The following is a 19,671-nucleotide window of genomic DNA, read 5'->3' on the forward strand; positions in this document are numbered from 1 at the left end:
ATCAGCGCAGTTGAACGGGTGAACGCCGAAGTTGACTGCCGCCCGGCGCCTGAGCTCATAGTTGGTCCCGCGGGGCCGAGCGACGCATCACGCGGCCACCGAACGCCGGACCGGCGTCGTTGCGGACGTCCGTTCTCCGGTGCCACCCATCCCGTACCGAGAAAGGACGACGTGGTGACGAATCCGTTCGACGACCCGGATGCCCAGTACCTGGTTCTGGTGAACGACGAGGGACAGCACTCCCTCTGGCCGATCTTCGTGGCGGTGCCGGAAGGCTGGAAGACCGTCTTCGGCCAGGCGGGACGCCAGGAGTGCCTCGACTACATCGAGAAGTCGTGGACCGACATGCGTCCCAAGAGCCTGATCGAGGCCATGGAGAAGAAGTAACCACCCCTGTGACGTCGCCGATCCACCTGTGGTGGTCGGCGACGTCCGCATGTGCAGGGCAGTCATCGTCCTCGGGACAGCCGTTACTGGCCGACCGCCTTCCAGGACAGTGACGGATCGCGCTCGTCGAGCTCCTGCGCGAACTGCTGCCACGTGGCGGCGTACTGGCGGGCCAGCTTGACCACCAGCCCCTCCCAGTGGGGCGGCACCGCCGCGATGAGGTCGGACCAGCTCTCCATCGCCAGCGCGGTCTGCTGCAGCAGCCGCAGCAACTGCCGGCCCTCCTCCTTCAGCCGCAGCGAGGGGTCACGCAGCAGCTTGTCCAGCACCAGGGCGGGCTCGGAGTGCGGCGCGTGCGCCGCCGTTCCCTGCCCGGCTCGCCGCCGGGCGATCTGGTCGGGCATCGCGGCCTCGTGCGCGGGCGCGGCTGGAGCCGGCGGCCTGGCGTCGGCCGGGTGGGGCATCGTGGGCGGCTCGTTGGACAGTAGTCGTTTACGGACGTCGCTCGCCGTGGCCGGAGAGATCCCGGCCAGCCTCGCCACCTCGCGTAACGAGGCGTCGGGGTTCCTGGCGATGACCTCGGCCGCGCGCAGCCGTCCGTCGGCTCCGCTCAGCGGCCGGACCCTCCCGTCGCGGCCGATGCGGGCGTTCAACTGCGGCACGGAGCCGGTTGAACGGCGGCGGATGGCGGCCACGGCCTTCGCCCCGAGCCCCGAGGCCCGCGCGATGGCCCGGTCGGACATGTGCGGGTGGGAAGCGACGATGCGGATCGCGGCGGCCCGCCGGTCGGCCTGCGTCAGGGGCAGACCGTGGGCGATGTTGGCCTGCACGGCGTGCAGGAAGGCGTCTTCCGTGGTGCCGTCGAAGAATTCGACGTCGATGGTCTCCTGCCCGCGTACGAGGGCGGCGAGGAGACGGTGCATCCCGTCGATCACGTGCCGGTCGGTGCGGCGGACGAGAATGGGCGGAAGCGGGCCGTCGATCTCGGCCAGCCGCGCCACGTGCTCCTGGTCCTGTCCCTGCAGTCGCGGCGACTCACCGGGCAGGAGCGTGGCGATCGGAACGGAGACGATCTTTGATTCGAAGGTGTCGGGAAGCCTGCTGATTCCGGTCGGGCGAGGTTCCGTGGCATCTGTTCGATCCGGAACCGAGCTCATGCCGCTGTTGTGCAACTGCAAATGGTTCACCCCGTTATCTGTGAATCCCAACGAGCATTCCCCGTGAATTTACCGCCGTTCGGCGGTGAAATTCCCGTGCCATTTCCGTCGCCTTCCGCAGAATTCTTTCCGCCGTGACCGGCCCGCTGCCCGTCACGATCCCGAGCCCGTACGCGTGCCGAAACGCGAGGGAGAAGGCCCGTTCCGGCCCGCCGGCCGGAGTCCCGGCCCGGATCATTCGACAGACTGCCAGCGGCCGATCGCGGAGAGGCGGGAGGAGGCGGCCGACCCGGTGGGCCGCCTAAGGGGCCAGAAGCTCATAAGCCCTCATCATCCACAGGGTTCACCAGTATGCCAAGGCTTTGAGTCATCGGCGTTGTCAAAGTATATGGGCGGTATTTCCTTCGGTAGGGGCGCGCTCCTGATGGGGTGTCAAGAGGGCGAGGCGACTCCGGTCGCGGCGAATCCCCTGCTCAGCCGCCGCCGGGCGCGGGCGGCAGCCGCACAACCTAGATACACGCTTGTTGATCTTTGAGCTACTTCCGTCGCACGAAGCCCTGACCTGCCCCTCCGTCGGGGCGCGCGGCGGTCATGGCCCGGACGATCGCGCCGGAGTTCTCGCCTGGCGGCCCGCATGATCACACACGGTGAGTGGCGGGCCAGGGAGGCGTGAGCGGTTTCCGCTCACATCTCGGTCCGCACCGGGTGTTCAGCGGCGAAGCGGCCCCAAGAGTTCATGAGCGGAAGGATCACTTGTACGTTTTTTGTAGCGTGCGGGACTACCGTCGGCTCCATGTACTTGCGGTCGACCCGCCGGCGGAACAAGGACGGTTCCGTGGTCCGCTACCTGCAGTTGGCGCACAACGAGTGGGACGCGGCCACGAAACGGTCGAAGGTGCAGGTCATCTACAACTTCGGCCGCGACGACGCCACGAACCGGCAGGCCCTCGTAAGACTGGCCGCCTCGGTGATCAAAGAACTCGGACCAGAGCAGATCCTTGACGTCACCGCCGACGGGCTGGAGTTCGTGGACTCGCGGCCGTTCGGTGGCGTGTGGGTGCTGGACGCGCTGTGGCAGCAGCTGGGGATCGACAAGACGTTCCGGCGCATGTGCGTGAACGGCGGGCTGGACCCGTCGGCGGAGCGGGTGCTGTTCGCCCTGGTCGCCAACCGGGCCCTGACCGGCTGGGCGGACCCGCCCGGCGAGGTCGCCCGCTGGGTGAACGAGGACGTCTTCGTGGACGGGCTGCCTGGCATCACCGAAGAGGCGTGCCGGAAGGTGACCGACTGGTTGTGCGAGATCTCCGGCAGCCTCCAGGAGGAGGTCTCGCGCGAGCTGGCCCACCACCTCGACCACGAGGCCGACCTGCTGTTCTTCGAGTCCCCGTCCTCCGGTCCCGAACCCATTCAGAGGGTGACCGGCCTCGACTCGGACGCGTACGAGCCGCTCCTGGACGCCGCCGCGACCGGTCGGCCCGCCTTCGGCCCGCCCCCGGACCCCGACGCGGACGGCCGGACCATGGTCGGGCTGGCCGTCACGCGTGGCGGCATCCCGCTCAGGGTCTGGCGCTGGCCCGGCCGCACGCCCGACGAGGTCATGATCGGGCGGGCCAAGGAGGACATGAAGGGCTGGGCCCTGTCCCGCGTCATCTGGACGGCCGACCGGGCCTGCCCGGACGACGGCGACCGGCGCCTCCCGCGACAGGACGAGGGCCACCACGACATCGTCGGCGCGAAGCTGCGCTCAGGATCGGCCGAGGCCGACGCCGCGCTGTCCCGTCAGGGTCGCTACCACCGCGTCGCGGCGAACCTGCGGGTCAAGGAGGTCCACATCGCCGCGGACGAACGCTTCGTGATCTGCTGTGACGCCCTGACCGCCCGGCGGGACGCCGAGACGCGCGCCGGGCTGCTGGAGGAGCTCACCGGGCTGATCGACGGCACGGACCGGCTGCCCTCCGCCGAGCGGGCCGCCCTGCACCAGCGGATCTCAGCAGATCCACACATGAGCCGATATTTGCGGATGACGCCGGGCGGGTTGTTGCGCATCGACGCCAAGGCCGTCAGAGCCGAGGAGAACCTCGACGGCAAGTACCTCGTCCGCACCACCGACCCCGGACTCCCGGTCGAGGACATCGCGCTCGGCTACATGCGGCTGCTCACCTTCGAACGCGGCTGGCGCGACCTGCTCACGGGCGTGTCCCGGCTGTGCGACCGGGGCGAGCCGAGCGTCCGCAGGCACCTGCCGCTCACCTGGCTCAGCCTGCTCCTGGTCCCCGTCGCCGAGTTCCGCACCGGGCTGTCGTGGGCGCGGCTGCGGCGCGAGCTCGACCGGATCAAGCTCGGCACCTTCGCCGCCCGTACCTGCACGCTGCGGCAGCGTACGGAGATGACCGAGAAGCAGCACGATCTGCTGGCCGCGCTGCTGCTGACCCCGCCGCCGCGGATCATCGAGATGACGCCGGCGGGATGCTGAGCCCGGTAACGCGTTCGTCACCATGGTTCCGCCCGGCCCTTCCCGGGGGCACTCTGGAGCCATGCCGAAGCCGACGCCGGGGAAGGGGACGGAAGGCGAGCCCGATCGGCCGGCCGCGCGCCCCACGTCCAGCAGATCGGCACTGCGTCCGGACACGGCCGGGTCTATCAGGCCGGGCGTGACCTGACCGTCCACGAGACGGTGCTGCCCGCCACGGCGCTCCGGCCGGTCACCGAGGTCGACGCGCCGCCGACGACCGTGAACGTCCCCGGGCGCCAGCAGTTGTTCGTCGGACGTGACGAGGAGCCGGCGGCCCTGCGGACGACCCTGTCCGCCTGCCGGCCGGCGGTGGTGGCCGCCGTGCACGGGCTGGGCGGCATCGGCAAGTCCACCCTGGCCGCCCGGTACGCCGCCGGACAGGCCGGGGCGTTCAACCCGGTGTGGTGGATCACCGCCGACACCCCGCCGGGGTGCGGGCGGGGCTGGCGGCCCTCGCCGCCGCGCTGCAGCTGGAGCTGGCCGCGGCCCTCCCCTCGGAGGCCCTCGCCGAGCGGGCCACGGCCTGGCTGGCCGACCTGGAGGGAGCGCTGGGCGCCGACCACCCCTCGACGCTGATCTCGCGCAACAACCTCGCGCACGCTTACCAGTCGGCCGGTGACCTGGGCCGGGCCATCCCGTTGCACGAGCGCACGCTGGCCGACCGCGAACGGGTGCTCGGCGCCGACCACCCGACGACCCGTACCGTCCGAGACAACCTGCGCCGGGTCGCCGCCCGAGCGGCACCCCGGCCGCGATCGGCCGGTGACGGTGCGAAATGATGGCCGTATGGCCGATCAGTCCGTGGTGCTGTTCTCCTACGGCACGCTGCGTCAGCGCGAGGTGCAGCTGGCGGTGTTCGGACGCGAGCTGTCGGGCACGCCCGATCGTCTGCCCGGCTACCGGCTGTCGCTGCTGGAGATCACCGATCCGCACGTCGTCGAGGTCAGCGGCGCCACGCACCATCCGATCCTCGAAGCCACCGGCGATCCGGCCGACGTCGTGGAGGGTGCGGCGCTGCGCGTCACCGAGGACGAGCTCACCGCGGCCGACGCCTACGAGGTCGACGACTACGAGCGGGCCCTGGTGCCGCTCGCCTCCGGCCTGCGGGGCTGGGTGTACGCGGCCCACCACCGCCCGGCCGGCACGTGACCGTGCCGTCCGGCCCGTACCGCCTTCCAGCCGGCCGAGGGCGTTTCCTGGGTCTCGGGCGTCAGGGACGCACGATGAAGCGTTCCTTCGCGCGCGCGAACGCGCGGAGGGGCTCCCGGTAGAAGGCCACGTTGGGCACGCTCAGATGAGCGAAGGGCTGATGCTCCTGAGACGGGAAGGCCATACCGACAATTCCCTGCCCGATGGGGGCGCTGTGGCCGGCACAGCCGGAAGAGGTCTGGAAATCAGCGGAGTCTCGCCACACCGCCACATCACCGCCGTCTCACGATGAGTCGTCTCACGATGAGCCGTCTCACGATGAGAACGTCAAGGCGTCACTCGGGCGTCCAGTGCGACGCGGAACCGGTGTACCGAGGGGTCGTTGACGCGGTACGCGGGCCGGCCGGCGAGGGCGTTGACGAGCTCGATCGCGCCCTCCCGCCCGGCGGCTTCGCGGGCCTCCACCGTCTGGCCGGCCATGTGCGAGTACACCGTGATGCCCTGGACGCCGCGCAGCACGCTGTCGGCCGGCAGCGGCTCGACCTCGCACACGTCGAGGGCGGCCCCGGCGATGACCCCGTCGCGGACGGCCGCGGCCAGGGCGTTCTCGTCCACGATCGCGCCGCGCGCGGTGTTGACGAGCAGCGCGGTCGACTTCATCAGGCTCAGTGCCCTGGCGTCGATGAGGTGGCGGGTGGCGGGGGTCAGGGCGGTGTGGACGGAGACGACGTCCGAGCGGGTGAGCAGGGTGTCGAGGTCCACGAACTCCACGTCGGCGGCGGGCGAGCCGGGGCCGGACGCGACGGCGGGCGAGCCGGCGGCGGGCGGGACGACGGCGGGTTCAACGGCGGGCGCGAGGGCGGTGCGGCAGAGCACGGTCATCCCGAACGCGCGGGCCAGCGGCACCACGGCGCGGGCCGCCGCGCCGAACCCGATCAGCCCGAGGGTCGAGCCCCGCAGCTCGTGCCCGTCCGTACGGGGCCAGCCGCCCCCGGCGACGCCCGCGGCCAGCTCGACCAGGCGCCGCGACGCCGCCAGGATCGCGCCCACCGTGAACTCGGCGACGGCGTTCGCGTTGATCCCCGGCAGGTTGCTGACCAGGATCCCCAGCTCGGAGGCGGCGGCGACGTCAACGGAGTCGTACCCCACACCCGACCGCACCACGGCCTTCAGGGCCGGCGCCGCGGCGAGGACGTCGGCCGTCATGGGCTCGTTGGCGATGAGCGCGCCCTCGACACCGTCGAGCAGCCGGACCAGCTCGTCGCGGTCGCGGCGCCCCCGCAGCGGCGCGTGCACCGTCTCGTGACCGTGCTCCTTCAGGTACACGTCGACCGGGTCGCCGGGCCGGAGGTAGTCGGTGGTGATGAGGATGAGGGACATCGGCCGAGCGCTCACTTCTCCGTCGGGGTGGTACGCCCAGCACCGTAACGGCGCTCACCCCGGCGGGATAACCCCCGGCGGCGAAAGGTGACCTTTCACGCCGAGGCCAGCCGCTCGGGCAGCCGCTCGCCCAAGAAGTTCAGGACCGCCGTCACCCGGGCGGGCACGTGGTCGGTGTGGGCGTGCAGCGCGTACACGTCGGCGGGCGGCGTGGGCACGTCCGCCAGCACCTGGACGAGCCGCCCGTCCTTCAGCAAGGGGGCGACCTGCCAGGTGGAACGCATGATGAGCCCGCGGCCCTCCAGCGCCCAGCCGGTCACCACGTCGCCGTCGTCGCTGGACAGCGCGCCGGCGACCCGGACCCGGAACTCGTCCGCGCCCTCGCCGAAGCGCCACAGCGCGTAGTCGCCCTGGTTCTCACGGAGCAGGATGCAGTTGTGGCCGGCCAGCTCGTGCGGCGTTCCCGGCTCGCCGTGCTCACGGACGTAGGCGGGGGACGCGCACACCACGCGCCGGTTCTCCGCGAGCCGCCGCATCCGCAGGGTCGAGTCGTGCAGCGGGCCCACGTGGATCGCCACGTCGAAGTCGCGCCGGTGCGGGCTGACCGGCAGGGGCGTCGTGGTGAGCTGGATGCCGAGCTGCGGATGCCGCGCGCCGAACTCGCCGAGCAGCGGGCCGATGTGCGCCCGCCCGATGCCGAGCGACGACTCCACGACGAGCGTCCCGCGCAGGTCGCCCGAGGCGCCGGAGATCTCCTCCTCCAGCCGCTGCACGTCGGCGAGGATTGGGCCGATGCCCTTCGCGAGCGCGGCTCCCTCGGAGGTGAGCACCAGTCTGCGGGTGCCACGCCGGACGAGGCGCACGCCGAGGCGCTGCTCCATCGCCGCGAGCCGCTTGCTCACCACGGGAAGGGAGCACCCCAGCCCGCGGGCGGCCGCCGTCAGCGTCTCGCTCGCGGCCACGACCGTGAAGAACCTCAGGTCGTCGACAGACTCCGGCACGGCCCCGACCTCCGCCACGCGTCTTTCCTGGCGCGAAAGCCTACCTTCCCCTTGAGCCCCCTTGAGCGCCCTTTCAGCCCCTTACAGCCCGCCTTCGGCGGCGGAGAGTCCCACCTAGCATCGCCGCGTCCGTGCGTGAGTCCCCCGATCAGGGGACGAGAGTCCCCGGCTCGTGTGATGAGCCGCCCTTTCGCCCCGACCTAGCCTGTGACCAGGGGAAAGGCCGACGGGGTCCGTCAAAGCTGGAAGGAAGCGGACATGCTGGCTGCGCTGGGCTTCGGGTCCATCTGCCTGTTCACGGTCTTAGTGATGACCAAGAGGATCTCGGCGGTCGCCGGTCTCATTCTCATCCCCACGGTGTTCGGCCTGCTCGGCGGGTTCGGCGGGAAGCTGGGGGAGATGATGGTGTCGGGGGTCGTCGACACCGCCCCCACCGCGGTGCTGCTGACGTTCGCCCTCCTGTACTTCCTCGTGATGACGGAGTGCGGCCTGTTCGAGCCGCTCATCCGCAAGATCCTGGCGATCGTCGGCGAGGATCCGGTCCGGATCGTGCTCGGCACCGCCATCCTCATCATCTGCATCGGCCTCGACGGTGACGGCTCCACGGCCGCCTTCGTCGTCATCACCTCGATGTATCCCATCTACCGCCAGGTCGGCATCAATCCGCTGATCATCGCGATGCTGCTCGGCATCATCTGCCCCACGCTCAACTGGATGCCGTGGGGCGGCCCGGCCGCGCGGATGGCGGTCTCGCTGGACATCGAGGTCGCCGACGTGGTGCTGCCCATGCTGCCGGCGCTCGTGCTCACCCTCGCCGCCGCGCTCGTCTTCGCGTACGTCGTGGGACGAGGCGAGCGGAGCAAGCTCGCCGCGCGCAAGGCCGAAGCGGCGGCCCTCGCGGACGAGGGCGACGAGTCCGGCGTGAGCAAGACCCGCACCCCGATCCCGACGAAGAACGTCTGGTTCAACTTCCTGCTGACGATCGCCTTCATCGTCAGCATGGGCATCGAGCTGCTGCCCCTGCCGGCCCTGGCCATGATCGCGTTCTCGCTCGCCGTCACCGTCAACTGGCCCAGCCTGCGCGTGCAGAACGAGAAGCTGAAGCCGCACGCGGGGACCGTCGTCATGGTGATCTCGCTCATCCTCGCGGCCGGCGCCTTCTCCGGAGTGCTCAACGAGAGCGGGATGGTCAAGGCGATGTCGGACGCGCTCGTCGCCCACCTGCCGCAGGCGTGGGGCGGCGGTTTCGCCTTCGTCACGGCGCTGATCTCGGGGCCGCTGCTGTTCATCCTGTCGAACGACAGCTTCTACTTCGGCGTCGTGCCGGTCCTCGCGGAGACGGGGTCGGCGTACGGGATCCCGCCCGAGGTGATCGCGCACTCCGTGCTGCCCGGGATCTTCCTGCACACGCTGAGCCCGCTGAGCGCGCCGATCTACCTCGTCGCCTCCCTCCTGCGTACGGACTTCGGTTCGCTGCAGCGCTTCGCCTTGAAGTGGTCCGTCGCCATCACCCTGGCGGCCATCGCCGCGGCCACGGTCACCGGCGCGATCTACGCCGTTTGAGCCCGCAGAACGCCATCGACCAGCCAGATTCCAGGAGCAGACAGTGCGTTTCATCAGTTACTCAGCCGCGGCCGAGCAGGGCGTCGGGATCAAGTCCGAGGGAGGGTACCGGGGACTACCGGTATCCCAGCTCGGCGGTGACCTGAGGTCGTTCCTCGGTCAGGAGTCCGGGCTCGCGGACCTGGCCAAGCTGCTCCAGGGCGCACCCGAGTTCGCGCTGACCGACGTCACCCTGCTGCCGCCGGTCACCCGGCCGGAGAAGATCCTCTGCATCGGGCTGAACTACCGCTCCCACACGCAGGAGAGCGGATTCGAGGTGCCGGACTATCCGGCGGTGTTCGCCAGGTTCGCCAACGGCCTCGTCGCGCACGGCGCGCCGCTGGTCCGGCCGAACGCGTCCGCGCTGCTCGACTACGAATGCGAGCTCGCCGTGGTGATCGGCAAGGGCGGACGCCACATCGCCCGGCACGACGCGCTCGGCCACGTGGCCGGCTACTCCCTCTTCAACGACGGCTCGGTCCGGGATTTCCAGACGAAGTCGCAGCAATGGACGATGGGCAAGGCGTTCGACGCCACCGGCGCGTTCGGCCCCGAGCTGGTGACGCCCGACGAACTGCCCGACGGCTGCCGCGGGCTGCGCATCAGGACCATCCTGAACGGCGAGGTCATGCAGGACGCCGACACCGAGGACATGATCTTCGGAGTGGCCGAGCTGATCGCCGTCCTGTCCGAGGCGATGACCCTGGCGCCGGGCGACGTCATCGTCACCGGCACCCCCGACGGCATCGGCGCCTTCCGCGACCCGCAGGTCTGGCTGCGGCCCGGCGACGTCTGCACGGTCGAGATCGAGCGGATCGGCACGCTGACCAACCCGGTCGTCCAGGAGCCGGCCGAATGACACAACCCGAGGCCCACGTGTTCGACGACTACAGAGAGGAAGGACCGTTGGTGAGCGACGTCGCCGCGCGGTTCGCGAAGATCGTCGGGGACGCGAATCTCCTCGTCGGCGAGACGATCCCGCCGGACTACGGGCACGACGAGGCCCTGACCGCCGTTCCCCAGCGGCCCGCCTACGTCGCGCGGCCGCGGAGCGCGGAGGAGGTCGCGGCGCTGCTCGTCTGCGCGGGGGAGCACGGCGTCCCGGTCACCGCGCGCGGTTCGGCGACCGGGCTCTCGGGCGCGGCCCGGCCCAGGCCGGGCGGGCTGGTGATCTCGTTCGAGCGCATGAACGCCGTCCTGGAGATCGACGCCGACAACCACGTCGCCGTGGTGCAGCCGGGCATCACGCTCGCCGACCTGGACGAGCGGACCGCCGCCACCGGGCTCGGCTACACCGTCTACCCGGGCGAGCTGAGCGCGACCGTCGGCGGCAACGTCGGGACGAACGCGGGCGGGATGCGCGCCGTCAAGTACGGGGTGACCCGGCACAACGTCGTGGGACTCCAGGCGGTCCTGCCGACCGGCGAGATCATCAGGACCGGCGGCAAGCTCGCCAAGATCTCGTCCGGGTACGACCTGACCCAGCTGATCATCGGCTCAGAAGGCAGCCTCGCCCTCGTCACCGAGGTCACCGTGAAGCTGCATCCCCGGATGCCGTACGGCGCGACCGTGCTGGCCCCGTTCACGAGCGTGGACGAGGTGCTGCGCAGCGTCGTCAAGGTCATCGGCAGCGGGCTGACTCCGCACATCCTCGAATACATCGACGACCGGACCCTGCGCGCGATCGGCGACCATCTGGACCTCGACCTCGGCATCCGCGACGCCGTCAGGGACTCGGCCGCCGCCTACCTGATGGTGGCGCTGGAGAGCCGCGACAAGGACCGCGTGCAGGCCGACGTCATGGAGCTCGGCGGCCTGCTGCTCGACGTGGGGGCGATGGACGCGTACGTGCTCGAAGGCACCGCCGCCGCCAAGCTCGTCGAGGCCCGCGAGAAGTCGTTCTGGACGGCCAAGGCGCTCGGCGTGGACGACATCATCGACGTCGTGGTGCCGCGCGCCGCGATGCCCGAGTTCCTGCGCAGGACCGAGGAGCTCGTGCGCTCGCGCGACGCCGTCGTGGCCGGGTGCGGCCATGCTGGGGACGGCAACGTGCACCTCGGCCTGTTCTGCCCGGACGAGGAGAAGCGAGGGCGGCTGCTGACCGAGATCTTCGCGCTGGGCATGGAGCTGGGCGGGGCGATCTCCGGCGAGCACGGCATCGGGCAGACCAGGTCCGGGTACTTCCTGGAGCTGGAGGACCCGGCGAAGATCGCGCTGATGCGCCGGATCAAGGCGAGCTTCGACCCCGCCGGCATCCTCAACCCGGGCATTCTCCCCGCCGTGGAGGTGTGAATGGGGACGAACGGCGCGCACGCGCTGATCCGTACGCTCACTGACGCCGGGGTGGAGGTCTGCTTCGCCAACCCGGGCACGTCGGAGATGCACTTCGTGGCCGCGCTGGACGGCGTTCCTGAAATGCGGGCGGTGCTGGGGCTGTTCGAAGGCGTCGTCACCGGCGCCGCGGACGGCTACGCCAGGATCGCGGGCAAGCCGGCCGCGACGCTGCTGCACCTGGGGCCCGGCCTCGGCAACGGGCTGGCCAACCTGCACAACGCACGCCGCGCGCACTCGCCGATCGTCAACGTGGTCGGCGACCACGCGACCTACCACAAGCAGTACGACGCCCCGCTCGAATCGGACATCGAGGCCGTCGCCGGCAGCCTCAACGGCTGGGTCCGCAGGTCGGAGCGGGCCGCTGAGGTCGGCGCCGACGCCGCCGCCGCGGTCGCCGCCGCCCAGGATCCGCCAGGCCAGATCGCCACGCTGATCCTGCCGGCCGACGCCTCATGGAGTGAGGGCGGCGTGATTGCCGCTCCCGTCGAGCCCAGAAAGCCCCGGCAGGTCGGCGCGGCCACCGTACGGCGGATCGCCGGCGTGCTGACCGGCGGCGAGCCGGCCGCCCTGCTCATCGGCGGCAGGGCCTGCCGCGCGGCCGGGCTGCGCGCGACGAGCCGGATCGCCGCCGCGACCGGGGCGAAGGCGCTCGCCGAGACGTTCCCCGCGCGCATGGAACGCGGCGCGGGACTGCCGGCCGTCGAGCGGCTCGCCTACCTCACCGAGTCGGCCGTCCAGCAACTCGCCGGGATCAGGCACCTGATCGTCGCCGGGGCCAAGCCGCCGGTGTCGTTCTTCGCCTACCCGGACCGGCCGAGCGACCTGGTCCCGGAGGGGGCCCAGGTGCACTTCCTGGCCGACGGCGGCGACGACGTGCCGCAGGCCTTGGAGGACCTGGCGGACCTGGTCGCGCCGGCCACCGAACCGGTGCTCCAGGAGGCGGCCAGGCCCGAGCTGTCGTCCGGGCCGCTGACCGGGCAGAACTGGGCCGACGTGATCGGCGCGCTGCTGCCCGAGCGCGCGATCGTAGCGGACGAGTCGAACACCTCGGGACTGTCGCTGCCGCGCGCCACCGCCGGCGCCCCACGGCACGACCTGCTGACGCTGACCGGCGGTGCGATCGGCTACGGCATGCCGGTCGCCACCGGCGCCGCCGTCGCCGCCCCCGACCGGCCGGTGATCAACCTCCAGGCCGACGGCAGCGCGCTCTACACGATCTCGGCGCTGTGGACCCAGGCCAGGGAGCACCTCGACGTCACCACGGTGCTGCTGAACAACCGCGCGTACGCGATCCTGCGCCTGGAACTGCTGCGCGTCGGCGTCGAGGGGCACGGCCCCAAGGCCGGTGACCTGCTCGACCTCTCCCGCCCCGACATCGACTTCGTCCGGATCGCCGAGGGGATGGGCGTGCCCGCGACCCGGGCGACGACCGCCGAGGAGCTGGCCGAGCAGTTCCGGCACGCGCTGGCCGAGCCCGGCCCCCACCTCATCGACGCGATCGTGCCGCCCCTGCTGTGAGGCCGGACGGACCCCTTCGACCCAGGAGAACGACAGAACATGACCTACCCGACGCGTGTCCGCCCGGTGGACTTCGCCGACCTCTCACCCAGGCAGCAGCAGGTCCGGATCAAGCTGGGCCCGTACGGCGAAGAGGGCGCCTCCGCGATGATGCGGACCTTCCTCCACTATCCCGAGTTCGCCCGCTCCATCGGCCGGATCGGCACCAGGGTCACGCTGACCGGTGACCTGCCGAGGCGCCTGTCCGTCCTGGCGTCGCTGCGTACGGCCTGGCTGTGCGGAGCCGAATACCTCTGGGCGCACCTGCGCGCGGAGGGCGGCGCGCTCGGGATCACCGGCCCCGAGCTCCGCGCGGTCGCCACCGGCGACCATGCCGTCCTGAACAGCATCGAGCGCCACGTCGTCGAAGCGATCGACGAGCTGCACGAGACGCACTACCTGAGCGAGGAGAAGTGGTACCGCGTGGGCCGGCTCGGCCCGAACGCGGTCATGGACCTCATGACGACCTACGGCTTCCTCGTCACACTCTCGGCCGCGGTCAACAGCATGGGCGTGCGGTTGGAGGACGGCCTCGACGGGTGGGACGTGCCCTGGGACGCGAGCGTCACGGCCGGCACGGGGCTGGCGGCTCCGCGCGAGGCGCCGAAGCGCGTCTTCGAGGCCGACTACGCGCTGCTGAGCCCCCAGCAGGTCGAGCAGACGAACCGGATGGGCCGGCGCGGCAAGCCGACCACCTCCAAGCTGCAGAAAGCCATGATCAACTACCCGGAGTTCCTCCGGTCGATGGCGCCGTTCGGCAAGCGCGCGATCGACGACACGTGCCTGCCGCCGCGGGTGTGGCAGCTCGCCTCCATGCGCACCGTCTGGCTGTGCGACAGCGAGTACCTGTGGTCGCAGCACCGCAAGGCGTGCCTGGCGCTGGGCGTGACCGACGAGGACCTGGCCGGCGTGGCCGAGGGCCCGCGCAGTGCGTCGCTGAAGGACTTCGACCGGGTGGTGGTCGGCGCCGTGGACGAGATGTACCACGGCAACCGCCTCTCGGACGCGAACTGGAAGGAGTTCGACCGGTTCGGCCCCGAGGGGATCACGGACCTGATGCTGGTCTACGGCCTCTACGTGCTGCAGTCCTGCGTGGCGCGCACGTTCGGGACGACCCTGGAGGACGGCGCGCTCGGCTACCTGCCCGAGCTCGACCGCTTCCGCGACGGACAGCAGCGGAGGAGCCGTGGCTGAGCTGCGATCACAGGACTGGTTCGGCGGCACGGGCGCGAAGGGGTTCACCCACAGGAGCTGGGTACGCAGCCGCGGCGTGCCGGCGGACCACTTCGACGGCCGCCCGGTCATCGGCATCTGCAACACCTGGTCCGACCTCACCTCGTGCAACTCGCACTTCCGCGAGCTGGCCCAGCACGTCCGCGAGGGCATCCTGGAGGCCGGCGGCGTCCCCATGGAGTTCCCCGTCATCTCGACGGGGGAGACGCTGACCCGTCCCACCGCCATGCTGCTGCGCAACCTGGCCAGCATGGACGTCGAGGAGACGCTGCGCGCCAATCCGCTCGACGGCGTCGTGCTGATGATGGGCTGCGACAAGACCACGCCCGGCCTGATGATGGGCGCCGCCAGCGTGAACCTGCCCACGATCGGGGTGTCGGCCGGGCCGATGCTCAACGGCAGCTTCCGCGGCCGGCCCTTCGGCATCAAGGACGCCTGGAACCTCGGCGCCGACCTGCGGGCAGGCCGCGCGACCAGCGCCGACGTGGAGGAGGCCGAATCCTGCCTCAACCGCACCGTCGGCGTCTGCAACGTGATGGGCACCGGCTCGACCATGGCGGCGATGGTGGAGGCGCTGGGCGTCGGCCTGCCCGACAACGCCACGATCCCCGCGGTGGACGCGCGCCGCCGGGTGCTCGCGCGGATGGCGGGCCGCCGCATCGTCGGCATGGTGCGCGAGAACCTCACCCTTGACCAGGTGCTGACCAGGCGGGCCTTCGAGAACGCGATCAAGGTGAACGCGGCGATCGGCGGCTCGACCAACGCCGTCATCCACCTGACCGCCATCGCCCGGCGCATGGAGGTCCCGCTGGACATCGAGGACTGGCACACGATCGGCCGCGACATCCCCACCCTGGTCAACATCCAGCCGTCCGGTGCGTACCTGATGCAGGACTTCCACGAGGCCGGCGGGTTGCCCGCGGTCATCAGGGAGCTGTGCGAGGGCGGGCTGCTCGACGGCGACGCCCTGACCGTGACCGGCAGGAGCCTCGCGGAGAACAACGCAGAGGCGGCGTGCCACAACCGCGAGGTCATCTTCCGGCTGGACGAGCCGTTCAAGGCCCATTCCGGGATCGCGGTGCTGCGCGGGAACCTCTGCCCCGACGGTGCGGTGATCAAGCCGTCCGCGGCGGAACCGCGCCTGCTCAAGCACCGGGGCAGGGCCGTCGTGTTCGAGAACCAGGACGATCTCAACGCCCGTATCGACGACCCCGCCCTCGACGTGGACGCGGACTGCGTCCTGGTGCTCAAGAACTGCGGGCCCAGGGGCTTTCCCGGCATGCCGGAGCTGGGGATGATCCCGATCCCGGCCAAGCTCCTGGCCCAGGGGGTCAAGGACATGGTCCGGATCTCCGACGCGCGCATGAGCGGCACCTCCTTCGGCGCCGTCGTCCTGCACATCTCGCCGGAGGCGGCGGCCGGCGGGCTGCTGGGCGTCGTCCGCGACGGCGACCTCATCGAGCTCGACGTCGCCGCCCGCCGGCTCGAACTCCTGGTCGCCGACGAGGAGCTGACGCGGCGACTCGGGGAACGGCCCGCGACCGAGCCGAAGGCGACCCGCGGCTACGCCAAGCTCTACGCCGACACCGTGAACCAGGCTCACGACGGCTGCGACCTGGACTTCCTGGTCGGCATGACCGGCAGCGACGTCCCACCCAACCAGCACTGATCAGCCGCAGCGGCATGAAAGGGAAACATTGAACGCGACCACGCCTGCCTGGGAACCGGTAAGGATCTACGTCCCCCAGGGCTCACTGGGTGTCGGGCTCTTCCCCGAGGAGATCGACCACGCGCTGAGCCACCGTCCCCACGCCATCGCCCTGGACGCCGGCTCGACCGACGCCGGCGCGGCCTACCTGGCCACGGGGATGTCCAAGAACGACCGGAGCTCGGTCAAGAAGGACCTCACGCTGCTGATGGGGGCCCAGCGGACGGCGGGCATCCCGCTGCTCATCGGCACCTCGGGCCAGGCCGGCGGCGATCTGAACGTCGACTGGACCCGCGACATCGTCACCGAGATCGCCCGCGAGCAGGGTTACACGCCGAAGATCGCGGTCCTCTACTCCGAGCAGGTCCCGGAGCTGATCAAGCGCAAGCTGGCGGAAGGCCGGATCGCCGCCCTCCCGCCGCTGGGCGACCTGGACGAGGCCACCATCGACGAATGCCTGCACATCGTCGCGTTGATGGGCCCCGAGCCCTACTTCGCGGCGCTGGAGGCGGGCGCCGACATCGTCATCGGCGGCCGGACCTCCGACCCGGCGGTGATCGGGGCGTTCGCGCTCTGGAAGGGCGCACCGGCCGGGCCGAGCTGGCACGCCGGCAAGATCGCCGAGTGCGGGGGCCAGGCCACGACCGCCCACACCGGGCAGCGTGGCGTGATCCTGTCCATCGACGCCGGCGGGTTCGAGGTCGAGCCGGTCGATCCGCAGTTCAGGGCGACGACCGAGGGCATCGCGGAACACCTTCTGTACGAGAACAAGAACCCGTGGCGGCTGACCGAGCCCGGCGGCGAACTCGACGTCACCGACTGCGCGTACATGCAGCTGACCGAGTCGAGGGTGCGGGTCACCGGATCGAAGTGGATCCCGCGCCCCTACACGCTCAAGCTGGAAGGCGCCTCGGGCGGCCTGTTCCAGAGCATCATGATCGTCGGCATCGCCGACCCCGACGTGCTCGCCGAGCCCATCGCGTTCCACGACATGATGCTGAAGAACCTGACCGCCCGCGCCATCTCCGCCACCGGCCTGAGCAGCGACGACTTCCACATCTCGCTGCGCATGTACGGCTACAACGGGGTCAGCGGGATGGAGCCGCCGCCCGGCTCGGTCCCGCTGGAGATCGGCATGATGTGCGTCATCACCGCCCAGACGCAGGAACTGGCCAGTCACATCGCCAAGGCGTGCAACCCGTACTTCTTCCACATGCCGCTCCGCCTGGGCATGGAGCTGCCCAGCTACGGCTGGCCGTTCACACCGGGCGACATCGACCGCGGACGGGTCTTCCAGTTCGTGCTGAACCACGTGGTCAGCGTGGACGACCCCCTGGAACTGGTCCGCATACACCTGCTCGACGACGCGAAAGTGAAGGTGGCAGCCGATGCCTAAGGTCCGTGACGTCTGTCATCTCGTCCGCTCGAAGGTGGCGGGCCCGTTCTGGGTCACCATCGACCTGATGTTCGACGGCCAGGAGAACTATGATCGTTATGCGCAGAGCCCCTCGCTGAACGCCGACGCCATCGCGGCGATCTATGGGGTCGAGCCCGGCACGATCTCTCACTACCCGATTCCGCAGATGAGGGTGCTGAAGATCTCCTACCCCAGGCGCACGCCTCAGGGCGGGGTCGAGGAGCGCGACCTGCACTCCGGGCAGCAGTACGCCTACCTCCTCGATGTCGAGCTCACATGACGGGCCGTCGACGACGGGGTGAGGGTGAGAGGGCATGAGTCAGGCGTTCGGTGACTACCAGCTGGAGATCTACTTCAACGCGCTGAACGGGCGCGTCTCCGACTTCCCGATGGACTACGCGACCCTGGAACGCCGGGCGGTCGCCGCGCTCGACCCGTCGCTGCTGTCGTACATCGCCGGCGGCGCGGGGGACGAGGCGACCCAGCGGCGCAATGTCGAGGCGTTCGCGCACTGGGGGGTCGTGCCCCGGATGCTGGTCGGCGCGGTCGAGCGGGACCTGTCGGTGACGGCCTGGGGGCATGCCTTCCCCACGCCGATCTTCATGGCGCCGGTCGGGGTGGCCGGCCTGGTGACCCCCGATCGGCACGGTGACGTCGCCATCGCCCAGGCGGCGGCCGCCACCGGCGTGCCGGCGATGTTCTCCACGCTCATGGAGGATCCGCTGGAGGAGGTCATCCCGCACGCCGGCGAGACCCCGAGCTTCTTCCAGCTCTACACGCCCAAGGACCGCGACCTCGCGGCCAGCCTGGTCGAGCGCGCGGCCCGGGCCGGCTACAGCGGGATCACCGTGACCCTCGACACGTGGCTGCCCGGCTGGCGGCCGAGGGACCTGGCGTCGGGCAACTTCCCGCAGCTGCGCGGGCACGTGCTGAAGAACTACACCAGCGATCCGGTCTTCCGCCGGCTCGCCGGCTCCGAGGATCCGCAGGCGATCGTCCGCACCTGGGCGGGGCTCTTCGGCAACCCGCTGACCTGGGCCGACCTCGAATGGCTGCGCTCACTGACCGATCTGCCGCTCATCCTCAAGGGCATCGCGCACCCGGACGACGCCCGCCGCGCCGTGGACGCGGGCGTGGACGGCGTCTACTGCTCCAACCACGGCGGCCGCCAGGCCAACGGCGGCCTCAGCGCCCTGGAGCTGCTGCCGGCGGTCGTCGCGGCCTGCGACGGCCGGGTGCCGGTGCTGTTCGACTCCGGCGTGCGCAGCGGCAGCGACGTGGTCAAGGCGCTCGGCCTGGGCGCCACCATGGTCGGCATCGGCCGCCCCTACGTGTACGGGCTCGCGCTCGGGGGCGTGCCCGGGCTGATCCATCTGCTCCGGATGTTCCTGGCCGAGGCGGATCTGCTGATGGCCGTGAACGGCTACCCGGACGTGGCCGCCGTACGGGCGAACATCCAGCGCACTCTGGACGGGCCGGGATGACGGCCGCTGACGTCGCCCTGGTCACGGGGGCGAACAAGGGGCTGGGCCGGGAGATCGCCCGGCAGCTCGCCGGCCTCGGCATGCGGGTGTATCTCGGCGCCAGGGACGAGACCCGCGGCAGGCAGGCGGCAGGCGAGCTGGCCGCCGCCGGCGGCGACGTGCGCTTCGTCCGGCTCGACGTCACCGACGCCGGCTCGGTCGCGGACGCGGTCGCCGTGATCGAGGCCGAGTCCGGCCGTCTCGACGTCCTGGTCAACAACGCGGGCATCTCCAGCGAGATCGGCACCGCGGTCCCCGACATCACCGCCGACCAGATGCGCGCGACCTACGAGGTGAACGTCTTCGGCGTCGTCACCGTGACCTCGGCCTGCGTCCCGCTGCTGCGCAGGTCGGCGAACGGGCGGATCGTCAACGTGTCCAGCCGCCTGGGGTCGCTGACCGCGCTGAGCGCCCCTGACAGCCGCCAGCGCAAGCTCGGGGCGCTCACCTACAGCTCCTCCAAGGCCGCGCTGAACGTGCTCACGCTCCTGTACGCCGAGGCGCTGCGAGCCGACGGCATCCAGGTCAACTCCGTCACGCCGGGGCGGGTGCCGACCGACATCAACGCCGCCACCGACCGGCGCGGTGACCGCACCCTGGCCGAGGGCGCGGCGGCCCCCGTCCACCTGGCCACGCTCGCGCCCGGGACCATGACGGGGGCGTTCCGCGGCGCGGCGATCGACGAGTCACCGGGCTGGTGACCCCAGCCTC

At 71.0% G+C, this 19,671-nt stretch carries 19 protein-coding genes; 14 read left to right on the forward strand and 5 right to left on the reverse strand.

Annotation, left to right across the window (positions count from 1 at the left end; all coding sequences use genetic code 11):
• Positions 1-174 precede the first annotated feature (174 nt).
• Positions 175-387 (forward strand): MbtH family protein, encoded by a 213-nt coding sequence (locus tag AB0C28_RS17525; protein ID WP_345572647.1) that lies wholly within the window; start codon positions 175-177, stop codon positions 385-387.
• Positions 388-470: 83 nt separating this feature from the next.
• Here AB0C28_RS17525 and AB0C28_RS17530 read toward each other — a convergent pair whose 3' ends face one another.
• Positions 471-1,544, reverse strand: a complete 1,074-nt coding sequence (locus AB0C28_RS17530; RefSeq protein ID WP_357862342.1) for a ParB N-terminal domain-containing protein — start codon at positions 1,542-1,544, stop codon at positions 471-473.
• 793 nt (positions 1,545-2,337) lie between these two features.
• Here AB0C28_RS17530 and AB0C28_RS17535 point away from each other — a divergent pair.
• Positions 2,338-4,017 carry a transposase gene (locus AB0C28_RS17535; RefSeq protein ID WP_358075533.1) on the forward strand — a complete coding sequence of 560 codons (1,680 nt, stop codon included), beginning with the start codon at positions 2,338-2,340 and terminating at the stop codon, positions 4,015-4,017.
• Between the two features lie 167 nt (positions 4,018-4,184).
• Here the strand turns inward: AB0C28_RS17535 and AB0C28_RS17540 are convergent, their stop codons facing one another.
• A complete protein-coding gene (locus AB0C28_RS17540) occupies positions 4,185-4,469 on the reverse strand; it encodes a hypothetical protein (protein WP_358075536.1) in 285 nt (94 codons plus the stop codon).
• On the opposite strand from AB0C28_RS17540, the gene AB0C28_RS17545 reads away from it, so the two are divergent.
• Both AB0C28_RS17545 and AB0C28_RS17550 read left to right on the forward strand, forming a co-directional pair.
• Complete coding sequence (locus AB0C28_RS17545) at positions 4,461-4,835, forward strand: tetratricopeptide repeat protein (protein ID WP_358075538.1); 375 nt, start codon at positions 4,461-4,463, stop codon at positions 4,833-4,835. The genes AB0C28_RS17540 and AB0C28_RS17545 overlap by 9 nt on opposite strands.
• Positions 4,836-4,842: 7 nt before the next feature.
• Complete coding sequence (locus AB0C28_RS17550) at positions 4,843-5,205, forward strand: gamma-glutamylcyclotransferase family protein (RefSeq protein ID WP_358075541.1); 363 nt, start codon at positions 4,843-4,845, stop codon at positions 5,203-5,205.
• Between the two features lie 61 nt (positions 5,206-5,266).
• On the opposite strand, the gene AB0C28_RS17555 is transcribed toward AB0C28_RS17550, so the two are convergent.
• The 3 genes from AB0C28_RS17555 to AB0C28_RS17565 form a co-directional block, all read right to left on the reverse strand.
• A complete protein-coding gene (locus AB0C28_RS17555) occupies positions 5,267-5,389 on the reverse strand; it encodes a hypothetical protein (protein ID WP_358075544.1) in 123 nt (40 codons plus the stop codon).
• A gap of 143 nt (positions 5,390-5,532) precedes the next feature.
• Positions 5,533-6,585 (reverse strand): phosphoglycerate dehydrogenase, encoded by a 1,053-nt coding sequence (locus AB0C28_RS17560; protein ID WP_358075547.1) that lies wholly within the window; start codon positions 6,583-6,585, stop codon positions 5,533-5,535.
• 95 nt (positions 6,586-6,680) lie between these two features.
• Positions 6,681-7,604, reverse strand: a complete 924-nt coding sequence (locus AB0C28_RS17565) for a LysR family transcriptional regulator (RefSeq protein ID WP_358075550.1) — start codon at positions 7,602-7,604, stop codon at positions 6,681-6,683.
• A gap of 240 nt (positions 7,605-7,844) precedes the next feature.
• Here AB0C28_RS17565 and AB0C28_RS17570 point away from each other — a divergent pair, with 240 nt between their 5' ends.
• The 10 genes from AB0C28_RS17570 to AB0C28_RS17615 are packed head-to-tail and all read left to right on the forward strand — an operon-like array spanning position 7,845 to position 19,661.
• Positions 7,845-9,149 carry a citrate:proton symporter gene (locus AB0C28_RS17570; RefSeq protein WP_357862356.1) on the forward strand — a complete coding sequence of 435 codons (1,305 nt, stop codon included), beginning with the start codon at positions 7,845-7,847 and terminating at the stop codon, positions 9,147-9,149.
• A 43-nt stretch (positions 9,150-9,192) separates the two neighbouring features.
• Positions 9,193-10,047 (forward strand): fumarylacetoacetate hydrolase family protein, encoded by an 855-nt coding sequence (locus AB0C28_RS17575; RefSeq protein WP_357862357.1) that lies wholly within the window; start codon positions 9,193-9,195, stop codon positions 10,045-10,047.
• Complete coding sequence (locus AB0C28_RS17580; RefSeq protein WP_358075553.1) at positions 10,044-11,480, forward strand: FAD-linked oxidase C-terminal domain-containing protein; 1,437 nt, start codon at positions 10,044-10,046, stop codon at positions 11,478-11,480. The genes AB0C28_RS17575 and AB0C28_RS17580 overlap by 4 nt, the downstream gene beginning before the upstream one ends.
• Entirely contained in the window at positions 11,481-13,040 is a 1,560-nt protein-coding gene (locus AB0C28_RS17585) for an acetolactate synthase large subunit (protein ID WP_358075556.1), read from the forward strand.
• A 39-nt stretch (positions 13,041-13,079) separates the two neighbouring features.
• Complete coding sequence (locus tag AB0C28_RS17590) at positions 13,080-14,273, forward strand: carboxymuconolactone decarboxylase family protein (protein WP_358075559.1); 1,194 nt, start codon at positions 13,080-13,082, stop codon at positions 14,271-14,273.
• Positions 14,266-15,981 (forward strand): IlvD/Edd family dehydratase, encoded by a 1,716-nt coding sequence (locus AB0C28_RS17595; RefSeq protein ID WP_357862365.1) that lies wholly within the window; start codon positions 14,266-14,268, stop codon positions 15,979-15,981. Before AB0C28_RS17590 ends, AB0C28_RS17595 begins: the two co-directional genes overlap by 8 nt.
• 28 nt (positions 15,982-16,009) lie before the next feature.
• Positions 16,010-17,416, forward strand: a complete 1,407-nt coding sequence (locus tag AB0C28_RS17600; protein ID WP_358075561.1) for an acyclic terpene utilization AtuA family protein — start codon at positions 16,010-16,012, stop codon at positions 17,414-17,416.
• Entirely contained in the window at positions 17,409-17,717 is a 309-nt protein-coding gene (locus AB0C28_RS17605; RefSeq protein WP_357862368.1) for a DUF4387 domain-containing protein, read from the forward strand. Before AB0C28_RS17600 ends, AB0C28_RS17605 begins: the two co-directional genes overlap by 8 nt.
• Before the next feature lie 34 nt (positions 17,718-17,751).
• A complete protein-coding gene (locus AB0C28_RS17610; RefSeq protein WP_357862370.1) occupies positions 17,752-18,921 on the forward strand; it encodes an alpha-hydroxy-acid oxidizing protein in 1,170 nt (389 codons plus the stop codon).
• Positions 18,918-19,661, forward strand: coding sequence for an SDR family NAD(P)-dependent oxidoreductase (locus AB0C28_RS17615; protein ID WP_358075564.1), 744 nt, complete (start codon positions 18,918-18,920; stop codon positions 19,659-19,661). Before AB0C28_RS17610 ends, AB0C28_RS17615 begins: the two co-directional genes overlap by 4 nt.
• The last annotated feature ends 10 nt before the right edge of the window (positions 19,662-19,671 follow it).

Origin of the sequence: Nonomuraea sp. NPDC048892, assembly GCF_040649735.1 — a bacterium.
Taxonomy (GTDB): Bacteria; Actinomycetota; Actinomycetes; order Streptosporangiales; family Streptosporangiaceae; genus Nonomuraea; species Nonomuraea maheshkhaliensis.